The organism is Myroides sp. JBRI-B21084 (assembly GCF_030545015.1).
Taxonomy (GTDB): Bacteria; Bacteroidota; Bacteroidia; order Flavobacteriales; family Flavobacteriaceae; genus Flavobacterium.
Genome location: NZ_CP120653.1, coordinates 2,294,670 through 2,307,968, shown reverse-complemented (window position 1 = coordinate 2,307,968; position 13,299 = coordinate 2,294,670). Strand labels below are relative to the sequence as shown.

Genomic DNA, 13,299 nt, shown 5'->3' with positions numbered 1-13,299 from the left:
TTATGGAAGAACCAATTTTAGAAGTTAAAAATTTAAGCATTTCGTTTTTACAAGAAAAAAAATGGAATCAAGTAATCCATTCGGTTTCATTTCAAGTTTTCCCAAACGAAATATTAGGAATTGTGGGCGAATCAGGCTCTGGAAAATCAGTTTCAAGTTTAGCTGTAATGGGTTTATTACCTAAAAATGTATCTAAAATTAGCAGCGAGTCTATTTTTTTTAAGAATGAAAATATTGGAAATTATTCCGAAAAATTGTTTCAAAAAATTAGAGGAAATAAAATAGCTATGATTTTTCAAGAACCTATGAGTTCGTTAAATCCATCAATAACTTGTGGTGAACAAGTTGCCGAAATTTTAGAAACACACACCCAATTATCTAAAAAAGAAATTAAAGCCGAAGTTTTACGTTTATTTGATCAAGTAAAATTACCCGATTCTGAAACACTTTTTAACAAATATCCACACCAAATATCAGGCGGACAAAAACAAAGGGTAATGATTGCAATGGCAATTGCCTGCAAACCCGAAATTTTAATTGCCGATGAACCCACTACGGCACTTGATGTTACAGTACAAAAAGAAATTATTTTATTGTTAAAAAGTTTGCAGAAAGAAACAGGAATGAGTGTGGTTTTTATTTCACACGATTTATCATTGATATCTGAAATTTGCAATCGTGTTTTAGTTATGTACAAAGGAAAAATTGTTGAAGAAGGCAACGTAACAAACGTATTTCATAACCCACAAGATATTTACACAAAGGCGCTTATCGCATCGCGCCCCTCATTAAATGTAAGATTAAAAAGGCTACCAACTATTAAAGATTATCTAAACAACAAAGCGCACGAAGCCGAAATTACAAAAGCCGAACGCACCAAACGTTTAGAAAAAATGTACAACCAAAAACCATTGTTAAGGGTTGAAAACGTTGAAAAAGAATATCTTTTAAAAACGCACTTTTTTAAACCAAATGAAAATTTTAAAGCAGTTGATAATGTAAGTTTTGAAATATACGAAGGCGAAACGTTAGGTTTGGTAGGCGAAAGTGGTTGCGGAAAATCAACTTTAGGAAATGCTATTTTACAATTAGATCCTGCAACAAAAGGACATATATTTTATAGAGACAAAGATATTACGCAATTATCTAAAACCGAATTGAAAGAATTGCGTAAAGAAATACAGATTATTTTTCAAGATCCGTTTGCTTCGTTAAATCCAAAAATCACCGTTGGCGAAGCTATTTTAGAGCCTATGAAAGTGCATAAATTGTATTCAAATGACAAAGAACGTAAAGAAAAAGTGTATGATTTGTTGGAAAAAGTAGGCTTACAACCAGAACATTACAACCGTTATCCACATGAATTTTCAGGTGGTCAACGCCAACGTATTGGTATTGCACGAACCATTGCTGTTAATCCTAAATTAATTATTTGCGACGAATCGGTTTCAGCCTTAGATATATCGGTGCAAGCACAAGTTTTAAATTTACTAAATGATTTAAAAGATAATTTTGGATTTACCTATTTATTTATCTCGCACGATTTAGCTGTTGTGAAGTATTTTTCCGACCAAATTATCGTAATGAACAAAGGAAAAATTGAAGAACGCAACGAAGCCGATGAATTGCTTAACAATCCACAAAAAAACTACACCAAAAAATTAATAAACGCTATTCCAAAAGGTATTTAAAAAAGGCTGTACGTTTTGTACAGCCTTTTTTTATTGCAATCCATCAATATCTTCTTGTATTTGTTCCCAATCTTGCATGGTTTTATCTAAATCGGTCTTTAGCTTTTCATAAGCAGTAAACCATTTGGTATCATTCATTAATTGTTCGTAATTTTCGGCAAGTTCTAAATCAGCTTTAGCAATTTTCTTTTCTAAATCGGTAATTGTACTTTCGGCTTTACTTAACTTATTGTTTAAGGTTTTTAAGCGTTTTTGATCTTCATAAGACAATGTATTTTCGGTCTTTACAACCACTTTTACATCGTTCTTAGTATGCTGCTCCTTTTTCTGTTCAAAATCGCGCATATCGCTTGCATTGCGCTCTTCTAAAAAGTAATTAATGTCGCCTAAATATTCTTTTATTTTTTGATCTTTAAATTCATACACTTTATCGGTCATTCCTTGTAAAAAATCACGATCGTGAGATACCAAAAGTAACGTTCCTTCGTAATTTTTTAAAGCTGCTTTTAAAACGTTTTTCGATTTAATATCTAAGTGGTTTGTGGGCTCGTCCATTAACAATACATTAATGGGTTTAAGTAACAACATTGCTAAAGCCAATCTATTGCGTTCGCCACCAGATAGTACCTTTACCTTTTTCTCAACATCATCTCCTCTAAATAAAAAAGAACCTAACATATCACGCACTTTTGATCTATTAGCATCGGTAGCTGCATCAATCATCGTGTCAAGAAGAGTTTTTTCTCCATCTAAATAATCTGCTTGATTTTGCGCAAAATACCCAAGCTGAACATTGTGACCAATTTTTATAGTACCCGTATAATCAAATTCATTCATTATTGCTTTGATTAATGTAGATTTTCCTTGACCATTTTGCCCTACAAAAGCAATTTTACTTCCACGCTCAATAAACAGGTTAATGTCTTTAAAAATAACCTTTTCGCCAAAAGCTTTTTCTACACTTTCCATTTCTAAAACCACCTTACCAGGTGTAATTGAAACTGGGAACGAAATATTCATTACCGAATTGTCGTCTTCATCAACTTCTATTCGTTCAACTTTATCTAACTTTTTGATAAGCGATTGAGCCATAGAAGCTTTTGTAGCTTTGTATCTGAACTTTTCAATTAATTTTTCGGTTTCTTCAATTTTTTTAGCCTGATTTTTTTGAGCTGCCAATTGCATTTCGCGCATTTCTTGTCGCAAAACCAAATATTCAGTATAAGGCTTATTAAAATCGTAAATTTTACCTAACGAAATTTCAATGGTACGATTGGTTACGTTATCTAAAAACATTTTATCGTGCGATACTAAAACAACAGCACCTGGAAACGATTTTAAAAAATTTTCTAACCAAATTATTGATTCTATATCTAAGTGGTTCGTAGGCTCATCAAGCAGTAAAATATCGTTGTTTTGCAACAACAGTTTCGCCAATTCAATACGCATACGCCAACCGCCAGAAAAAGTATCGGTAAGTTTATCAAAATCATCTCGTTTAAAACCCAAACCTAGTAAAACTTTTTCGGTATTACCTTGGTATTGGTAACCGCCTAAAATATCAAATCTATGGGTTAAATCGCTTACTTTTTCAATAATTTCGTGGTATGCCTCGGATTCGTAATCTGTTCTACTAACCAAAGCATCGTTAAATTTTTGCAGTTGATTTTCAACTTGCTGAATTTCGTAAAAAGCCTGATAGGCTTCTTCTAAAATCGTTCTACCTTTTACAAAATCAATATCTTGTTTTAAAAAACCTATTTTTATTTCTTTATCAAAGGCTATTGTACCAGAATCAGGTTCTACCTCACCCGATAAAATTTTTAACATGGTTGATTTTCCAGCGCCATTTTTACCTACAAGGCCTACTCTATCGCCCGATCCTAATCGAAAAGTTACATTTTCAAATAAATAATCGCCACTGAACGACACCGATAAATCGTGTATATTAAGCATATTGCTATTTTATTAATTGTAATTTTTTATAATAACGTGCTACGTTTATATTTGGGTCCAAAGGTACATTATTTTCAATGTTTAGAAACAATTTCTCTGCCAAATAGGGCGCTAATAAAACTCCACGAGTGCCTAAACCGTTTAAAATATGTACCTTTTTATGTTCGAAATGACAGCCAACCAAAGGGCGGCGGTCTTTAACTGTAGGCCTAACACCAGCCAAATGTTTAATAACTTCGTAAGGGCAATTTATAAGTTGTTCAAGTCCTTGTAAAAGTTCTGTTTTAGCAGATTGTGTTAAATCATCGGTTTTATCTTCCCAATTGTAAGTAGCACCGATTTTATATACATCGTTTCCAATTGGAATAATAAAAATATTTGATTTTATAATTTTAGAAAGCTGTAAATCGGGGATTTTTACATACAACAACTCACCTTTGGTACCATCTAATGGTAAATAATTAAAATAAGGATTGTTCAACATAGAAAACCCTTCGGCAAAAACAATATGTTTAGCTTCAAAATGCTTGTAAACAACTTTACTTTCTTCAATAATTAATTCATTGTAATTAAAACTTTCGTTTACAAACAATTGTTCATTTTGTAAATACTGTTGATAGCTTGATACAAACAAACCAACATTTAAGTACCCTGTATTGAAAACTTCTCCAAAAAGAAACGGACTTGTAATGTTATCAAAAGCTTGTGTACGTAATTTAGTATTTAAATGCTTATTAGTTAAAGGATGATCGCAAGCTAAAAACCAATTATTTTGTTCTTCAATAGAAGCGAATTTTCTAAAAATAGGCAACTTGTGATAAAAATTAGTTTGAAGCTTTTTTTCGATTAACGGATAAAAATCATTTGCTAAATCTATTTGTTCATCGGCTTGCCAAATAGCGGTAAAACGCTTTAAAACAACCGGATTAAACATACCTCCGGCAATTTTTGAAGATGTTCTTATTGCATCATCAATAATCACAAACGTTTTATTGTTATTTAAACAATAATCAGCAAAACACAAGCCAGCTAAACCAGCACCTACAATAATATAATCAACTTTCATAGTAAAAAAAAACTCTTATCTAAAATGATAAGAGTTTTATAAATTAAATTACAAAATTAGTAATTCCATAAATCATCTTCAAATTCACGAATCGATTCTTTAATACGATCTGCTTCTAACAATTGTAACATTGCATTTTCACGTACATAATCGCTTATGTTTCTGTCGCCGTAAATATTATCGGTTTTGTAAATTGTTCCCGAAAACTTACGTGCGTTGAACAAGAAGTCATAATTTGTTTGTATTGCAGAATTTTTCTCGTTAAATGCGTATGTGTTGTATAAAATTTCACGAGCATCTGGGAAGAAAATCCAGAATAATGGAACAGCTTGCTCAAACTCGGTACCTTTAGTAGCCAAATCTGTAACAACAGGTGCTAAACCTAACATGCGGTATTTTAATTCACCAGCATTTCGATCTAGGTACCACATACCCATTATTCGGTATTCTTTAACGTCAGTTGGTCTAATAACTACATCATAAATATACTGACGGTCAATTCTACCTTCTAACATATATTGTTCTTTACCTGCTTCAGCAGTATCTGTTCGAACAAATTTTGTTTCTAACTCGCTTAAATTCAATTTTCTTTTAAAAGTATCGTCATCGTAAACTTCTGTTATTTTTTTGTTCATAACAGCGTCTTTTAAAACATTCCATAAAGGTCTGCGATCAATCGTTTCTTCTAAAGGAAAATAGTATACTAAATTTTGTCTTTGATCTAAAGGTAAAACTTCCCATACTTTCTTTTGAAAAACAACATCTCTGTCATTTACATATTCATAAGGAATAGGTCCGTCTGCTTTAGCATAGATCTGTTCAATTGATTCGTCACCAATTTCTGTTGCCATTCGTGCATTTAGTATGTTGTTTTGTGCAAATGTTGCACTAACAGCTAATAAAGCACAAGTAGTAAAAAATAAATTCTTAATATTTTTCATAATTTCGAATTTTATTGAATTGTAAATGTAGCAGGTGTTGGATCTTTAATTACAACATTAGGAGCACCTTCTAATTTAGCTTTAATATTAATAATACGTACTACATCTCCTGGGCGTAAACGGTTTGCTTTAGATTGAGCTGAAGATGTTAAAGTTGTTCCATTAATTACTTCAGATCCTAAGCCTGGGAATACAATTGTGAACTGAGTTACACGTAAGTTAACGTCAAATTCAAAATCTTCCATTCTTGCACCAATTGAAACTTGAGCTAAATTGCTTGCAGGTCCTTTTACATCATAATCTCCACGTACAGTACCACGAGGTCTTGGAATAGCTTTAATACGGAACACTTGCTTAGATGTAATTGCCTTACCGTCTGGCATAACACCAGTTGCTGTAATAACAACCTCTTTACCAGCGCTAGGTGTTAACATAAACTTACCGTTACCAATTTTCTTCAACGAACCGTTAGATGTTGTTGCTGTAACTTTATCAGATGTAATACCTTCTACAGTAACCGATATTGGGTTATCTAAACCAATGTAAACTACGTTCATTTTATCAGCTGAAATAGTTGCTGAACTTGGACGACTTACAACTACATAGTTAGAGTTTAAGATATCTACAACTACAGGCTTACCATCTTCCATAAAAGTGAATTTACCTGTAAATTTGTGTTCACCTAAACCAGATGCTACTGATGAACCTTCAACCTGACCTGCTTTAATACGTGACTGTGGAATGGTAGCACCATTTACAACTACTGAAGTAGGAACTGTTGAATTATCGTAACGACCTAAAACTACTTTATATTTTATAGCTTCACCTTGGTAGTAAACTGCCTTATCAGGAATTACCATTGCTTGGTAATTTTTCATAGAAGCTGCTTGTTTTAATGAATTACCTAAAAACAAGTTGTAAGCTTCATGTTCTAATTGGCGTACATCGTTTTGCATTGATGACAAATACGATAAAGATGCAACAGCAGGGTATCCTTTAAAGTGGTAATCTAAATAAGGAATATCTTGACCATCTTTGTTTTTTACAGGGTTCGTATTGAATTTTTCTTCAATATCTTCCAATAAAAATTTATATTTTACATCGTTTCCAAGTAATGCTTTAAAATCAGATTTGTATTTTCCAATACGATCCATGATTTCTTTACCTTTAGCCGAAAGTCCGTCTTTTTCAAACCAACCATAATCAATGGTTTGTCCTTTATCCATTTGCTCATAAGGTAATTTTTTTGTTTCAGGATCCATAGTGAATCCTTTAGTAGCATCACCTTTTAAAGAAGCTAAATAAGAATTAAATTCGTTTGAAAGTTTTTGCACTTTCTGCGCCAATTGGTATGGTTCAGAGTAACGTGCTGGTTCGTCTTCAGCTTTTAAAGCCAAACCATCAAACAATACTTTATTTGTCTCTTCGGCACTCATGTTTGCCGATTCGAACTTTTCATTCATTAATCCAAAAGCTGTTAACACTTCTTTCGACATATTAAGCGCCATCATTGCGATGAACACCAAATACATCAAGTTAATCATCTTTTGTCTAGGGGTTTGTTTTCCAGATGCCATTTCTAATTAGATTTTTTTAGAAGTTAATACTAATTAGCTGTTTTACCCATAGCAGATAACATTCCGCCATAAACTGCATTTAAAGTTGATAAATTAGATGTTAATGACATCATTTGTTCTTTCAATTTCAAATTATTTTCAGCTACTTCTCTGTTGATGTCTGCATTTTTAGTAGCACTTTCTAACTGCACTTTGTACATAGAATTTAAAGATTCTAATTGTGCAGCAGCATTTGCCATTTCGTCTGCATATTTGTTTGATGATGCAACAGCGTCAACAGTTGGAGCAATACCTTTAGCAGCAGCTTCAAAGTTTTTAATGCTGTTACGTAAGCTTTCCATTAAGTTACCATCAATTTTAGCTTCTTTTAAAATATTGTCTAATTTTTCAGATAATAAACCTCTTTCCATTGTTGGTTGTGCTACTGCTTGTGAACCTACAGCAGCCGCATAAGTTGGCGCTGATGATCTTTGAGCTGTTTGTTGTACCCCACCAGCGTTAGTTGTAGCAACTGTTCCAGTTACACCAACACTACCTGCAACTTGCATTGCACGTGGTTCGCCACCTTTTAATTCAGGATAAACTCTTGCCCAATCTAAATCTTCATCAACTGGTTCAAAAGCTGAAATTGCGAAGATTAATGCTTCTACTAAAAGACCTACAGTTAACATGTTGTTACCGTTTAGCGGTCCTAATTCCATATGTGTAATTTTAAATAATGCACCTACGATTACAACTGCTGCTCCCATACCGTAGCAGAAATTCATTACTTTTTTTGGTATAGCCATCTTGTTTAATATTAAATTTTAGTTAGTTAATTGATATGTATAAATTATTTTGTACTTCTTCCACTTTGTGGAGCTGTAGATTCGTTTAATAAACCTGGACCTGGTGCTGAAACTACAGTTCTAAATCCAATATAACAACGTGCAGAATCTGCATTTTCGCGATCGCGTGTTGCTACTTGAATGAAATAGTTTGGATCTCTCCATGAACCACCACGAACTACTTTCATTGGGTTTGATGTTGTTCTACCTTTTGGTTTTAAGCTTGATTGTAAAATGTAACTTTCATCATCGTAAGCTGAATCTGTCCACTCTGCAACGTTTCCTGACATATTGTACAAGTTGTAACCATTTGGTTTGTATGAACGTGCTTCTGCTGTGTATAAAGCGCCATCAACTGCGTAATCTGCTCTATCTGGCTTAAAGTTAGCTAAGAAACATGCTTTTTCATCAGTTGTATAAGGACCTCCCCATGGATACATAGCATTTTTAAGACCACCACGTGCAGCATATTCCCATTCTGATTCGCTTGGCAAACGGTATTCATATAAATTATGGTTTGCACCTAAATCATTTGTATATGCTTTTTTGTATAAGGTTCTCCATGCCGCAAATGCTTTTGCTTGATGTTGAGTAACTCCTACTACTGGATATTCACCGTAAGCTTCGTGCCAAAAATATTCTTTAAACATTGGCTCGTTGTACGAGTAGTTAAAGTTTTTAACCCAAGCTGTTGTATCTGGATAAACATTTACAATTTCTGTTTTCAAGAATTTAGCCTGACGGTTTCTAACCTCATTTGATGTATCTTTAATGTAAGCGTCTTGATCCCACCATGAATACTTAAAGTTTAACTTTCTAACATCGAAAGTAACCATACCGTTTAAATTTTGTTTAGCTGGTATGTATAAAGAATCCATAACCTCTACATAATACTCATCTGGGTAACGACGAGGATCTGTAATTAAGCGTGCTTTTGTGTTTAAACGACGACCTGCATATTCATCATCATCCATTGCCATACTGTAGTAGTTATCATACATATAACGATCGTATGCAGTTTGATTTTGATTTAACGATGGGTCTTGAACATCTTGAAATGCAAACGCACCAATTCCACCTGCTGTGGCATCCATACCCATTTCATCAGCCATAATAGCTAAACGAGTTCTGATAATTGAATCTTTAACGTGTTCTACAAACTTACGATATTGGTTGTTTGTAACTTCCGTTTCATCCATGTACAGTGAACCAATTGTAACATTGCGTGCGGGAGCATCTTCAGCGCCAAGTAAATCTTCGTGAGTTTTACCCATTGTAAAAGATCCACCTGGAATAAAAGCCATTCCCTGTGGCTTTTCGGTAATCCAACGTTTCCCTTGTACTCCGTCTAGTAGTTCTCCTCTGTCACCAGAACCACAACTGAACAATAGCGAGGCAACCGCAGAAAGTGTAATGAACTTCTTCATATATTAATTGGGGTTTTATTTTAAAAATTATTCAAAGCGTAAACCTATTTAATTATTTTTAAATATACAACGAAATCTTAAAAAAAAATTTAATTTATATTTAACAATTTTATTTTTGTGATGTTTAACCTAACAGTTTTTTGTTGGCGCGCCACCATCTTTCGGGTACTATATTTTGCAAAGATTGTTTGTAATCATCGTAACTACAAGGAAATAGAACTTTGCGATTTTCGTCTTCCAAACTATTTATTTCGATCCACCAGCGATCTGATATGTCGCTTTTAAAAAAAATTAATTCTTGTTCTTCTAATGGAACGATGTATTTTAAATATTCAGATTTGCTAATATAGGGATATTCATTCATTCTGTAATTATATCCTTCAACAAAATACCATAAAATTTGAGTAATTAGCAAACTTTTTTGTGATATATTATCAATATTAAAAACACCAAAACTACTTACACGATCACTTAAACCAGCGTAACGTGCTAAAGCACAGACCTCTCTCCCATCAAAACCATTAGGACAAAATTCTGAAAAAAATCCTAAATCGGCCGATTTTATTGCATGAATATCTAAACTTACAATGTCGGCATCACGTAAAACGGGTTCAGCAATTTTTACATCATTTATAATTTCACCCAAACGATAAGCTTCAAAATACATTTTGTCTATCAAATCGATTTCTTCTTGCGAATTAAAATACGTTTGATATCCCAGCACGCTAAAATTATACAAATTTGTTGGAGTATCCATGATAATATGGGTCATAAAATTTTCAGATGGGTTTTCTACATCTGTTATCACATCTATTTTATTATCGATACAAACCAAATTAACGTTTTGTTCTAACGTATCGTAACCGCGATACATACCATAAGTTAAATCTTGCGAACCGCCTAAAACTATTGGTACTATGTTTTTTTTAAGTAAATCGGCTACAATAGTTTTTACTGCAAAATAGGTATCTTGTAAGGTTGCACCTGCTTCAATAGTGCCTAAATCAACTATTTTTTTGGTCCAATTCCCAGGAAAAAGTTTATAAAAATTTTTACGAAAATCGGTAAAACCCGCTTGATTAGCTGCACCAGAACTACCTCTGTTTTCATTAACTGTTATTAGCGCTAAATGAACATTTTCTAGTTCGGGAAAAGCATTTTCGGTATGTATATTAATTGTTTTACCTATGGAATGTTTTGGTAAATTTTCTATAAATAATTCTAACGAACCAGGTATAGGTTTTAAAATTTCGTACATCATTTGCTTTTATTTTTTTGTTGTACGTTTGGTTGTTGTTGTTTTAGTTGCAGCTTTTTTTGCTGGCGCCTTTTTAGCTGTTGTTTTTTTTGCAGGTGCTTTTTCTTCTATAATTTTTTTAATCTCGTCTAAAGTTAAAGCAGCTGCATCTACGTCTTTACTTAGTTCTATCTTTATTTTTCCTTGTAAAATAACCGATCTTCCCCAACGCGCTTTTTCAACGCGTATGCCTTCTTCGGTAAAATCATGTAATACTTTATCTTTTTCTTTTTGAATTTTATCTGCTATTAATTCTTCAATATCGGTTTGCGATAAATTATCAAAGTTGTATTTTTTATTAACATTGATAAAAATATTATTCCATTTAATAAATGGTCCAAAACGCCCTACCCCTTTTTGCACAGGTAACCCTTGAAAAGTTGCTATTGGCGCATCGGCTTTTTGTTTTTCTTTAATTAACTCAATTGCACGTTCTAAAGTTACATCTAAAGGCTCTTCACCTTTTGCAAGCGATACAAACATATCGGCATAACGCACATACGGACCAAAACGCCCGTTATTTACTTCTACAGCTTCTCCTTGATATTCGCCTAAGTTTTTTGGCAATAAAAACAAAGTAAGAGCTTCATCTAACGTAATGGTTCCTATGTTTTGTGTAGGACTTAAGCTTGCAAATTGTTTTTCTTCATCTTCGGCATCGCCAATTTGAGCCATTGGTCCAAATTTCCCTAAACGTACTGAAACTGGTTTTCCTGTTTTTGGATCGGTTCCTAAAATGCGTTCACCCGATTCGCGTTCGGCATTTTTTTCAACATCGATTACATTTGGATGAAAATGACTGTAAAATTCATTCATCATTTTGGTCCAATCTAAATTTCCTTCGGCAATTTCGTCAAAACTTCCTTCCACTTTTGCTGTAAAATTATAATCTAAAATGGTATCAAAATTCTTCACCAAAAAGTCGGTTACAATGTTACCTATATCTGTTGGAATTAATTTTCCTTTATCGGCACCTACCTTTTCAATTTGTATTTCCGAATTTATACTTCCGTTCACCAAATTCAACACTTGATAGTTGCGTTCGGTTCCTTCGGCAGTACCTTTTTCAACGTAATTTCTTGCAATAATTGTAGAAATGGTTGGTGCGTAAGTTGATGGACGACCAATACCTAATTCTTCTAATTTTTTTACTAAAGCAGCTTCGGTATAACGTGCCGGTGGTCGCGAAAAACGTTCGGTTGCCGTAATGTAGTTATTTTGTAATGCTTCATTTATTTTTAATGCTGGCAACAAACCTTCTTGTTCTTCTTCCTCATCATCGTTACCTTCTAAGTACACTTTTAAGAAACCCTCAAAAAGCAATACTTCACCCGTTGCAACAAAATGCTGACTGTGTGTATTTGCAACAATGGTTACGTTGGTACGTTCTAATTGGGCATCGCTCATTTGTGAAGCAATGGTTCTTTTCCAAATTAATTCGTATAAACGTGCCTGATCACGGTCGATCGCAACAGTATGGCGCGACATATCTGTTGGACGAATGGCCTCGTGAGCTTCTTGTGCTCCTTTGGCTTTGGTTGAAAAATTTCGTGGTTTACTAAATTCTTTTCCGTAAGAATTTATAATTTCACTTTCGGCAGCTTTAATGGCATCTTGCGATAAATTAACACTATCTGTTCTCATATAGGTAATTAATCCGCTTTCGTACAAACGCTGCGCCAACATCATAGTTTGCGATACCGAGTAATACAATTTACGCGATGCTTCTTGTTGTAGGGTTGATGTGGTAAATGGCGCTGCTGGTGATTTTTTTGCTGGTTTGGTTTCTAAATCTGAAACGGCAAATGTTGCACCTATATTTTTTTCAAGAAATGATTGAGCTTCTTGTTGCGTTTTAAAGTTTTTAGGTAATTTGGCTTTAAACGATTTTCCGTTCTGTGCTACAAATTCGGCAGTTATACTGAACGACGATTCACTTTTAAACTTTTCTATTTCACGTTCGCGCTCTACTATTAAACGTACCGAAACCGATTGTACACGCCCTGCAGATAAACCGGCACGTACTTTTTTCCATAATACAGGCGAAAGTTCGTAACCCACCAAACGGTCTAACACACGGCGCGCTTGCTGTGCGTTTACCAAGTTATAATCAATTGTACGTGGATTTTCTATTGCTTTTTGAATAGCAGTTTTAGTAATTTCATGAAAAACAATACGTTTTGTTTGGGTACCTTTCAATTGTAATTCTTCGGCTAAATGCCAAGCAATGGCCTCTCCTTCACGGTCTTCATCGGATGCCAACCAAACCATTTCGGCTTTTTTTGAAAGATCTTTTAGCTTTTTTACAACTGCTTTTTTATCGGCAGAAACTTCGTATTTTGGTTTAAAATTATTTTCAATATCAACACCAATCTCTTTTGAAGGTAAATCGGCAATGTGCCCAAAGCTTGATTCTACCTGATAATCTTTCCCTAAAAATTTTTCTATTGTTTTTGCCTTTGCAGGCGACTCTACAATCACTAAGTTCTTTGCCATTCGTTTTTATTTTGAAAAGCA

At 33.8% G+C, this 13,299-nt stretch carries 9 protein-coding genes; 1 reads left to right on the top strand and 8 read right to left on the bottom strand.

From position 1 onward, the window contains the following. Positions 1-2: 2 nt before the first annotated feature. A complete protein-coding gene (locus tag P3875_RS11075) occupies positions 3-1,691 on the top strand; it encodes an ABC transporter ATP-binding protein (RefSeq protein ID WP_303444026.1) in 1,689 nt (562 codons plus the stop codon). A 30-nt stretch (positions 1,692-1,721) separates the two neighbouring features. On the opposite strand, the gene P3875_RS11070 is transcribed toward P3875_RS11075, so the two are convergent. From P3875_RS11070 to topA, 8 genes are all read right to left on the bottom strand, one after another. Further along, positions 1,722-3,647 carry an ABC-F family ATP-binding cassette domain-containing protein gene (locus P3875_RS11070; protein WP_303444025.1) on the bottom strand — a complete coding sequence of 642 codons (1,926 nt, stop codon included), beginning with the start codon at positions 3,645-3,647 and terminating at the stop codon, positions 1,722-1,724. Positions 3,648-3,651: 4 nt separating this feature from the next. Next, positions 3,652-4,713 (bottom strand): NAD(P)/FAD-dependent oxidoreductase, encoded by a 1,062-nt coding sequence (locus tag P3875_RS11065; protein ID WP_303444024.1) that lies wholly within the window; start codon positions 4,711-4,713, stop codon positions 3,652-3,654. Positions 4,714-4,769: 56 nt separating this feature from the next. Continuing rightward, a complete protein-coding gene (gene porN, locus P3875_RS11060) occupies positions 4,770-5,654 on the bottom strand; it encodes a type IX secretion system ring protein PorN/GldN (protein ID WP_303444023.1) in 885 nt (294 codons plus the stop codon). An 11-nt stretch (positions 5,655-5,665) separates the two neighbouring features. Next, the gene (porM, locus tag P3875_RS11055) at positions 5,666-7,231 is read right to left on the bottom strand and encodes a type IX secretion system motor protein PorM/GldM (protein ID WP_303444022.1); all 1,566 of its coding nucleotides are present in this window, start codon (positions 7,229-7,231) and stop codon (positions 5,666-5,668) included. Positions 7,232-7,260: 29 nt separating this feature from the next. After that, on the bottom strand, positions 7,261-8,019 hold the full coding sequence (gene porL, locus P3875_RS11050; RefSeq protein WP_303444021.1) for a type IX secretion system motor protein PorL/GldL: 759 nt from the start codon (positions 8,017-8,019) through the stop codon (positions 7,261-7,263). 44 nt (positions 8,020-8,063) lie between these two features. Continuing rightward, on the bottom strand, positions 8,064-9,485 hold the full coding sequence (gene porK / locus P3875_RS11045; protein WP_303444020.1) for a type IX secretion system lipoprotein PorK/GldK: 1,422 nt from the start codon (positions 9,483-9,485) through the stop codon (positions 8,064-8,066). A 124-nt stretch (positions 9,486-9,609) separates the two neighbouring features. Further along, the gene (locus tag P3875_RS11040; protein WP_303444019.1) at positions 9,610-10,746 is read right to left on the bottom strand and encodes a formimidoylglutamase; all 1,137 of its coding nucleotides are present in this window, start codon (positions 10,744-10,746) and stop codon (positions 9,610-9,612) included. Between the two features lie 6 nt (positions 10,747-10,752). After that, positions 10,753-13,278 (bottom strand): type I DNA topoisomerase, encoded by a 2,526-nt coding sequence (gene topA, locus P3875_RS11035; RefSeq protein WP_303444018.1) that lies wholly within the window; start codon positions 13,276-13,278, stop codon positions 10,753-10,755. Between the last annotated feature and the right edge of the window lie 21 nt (positions 13,279-13,299).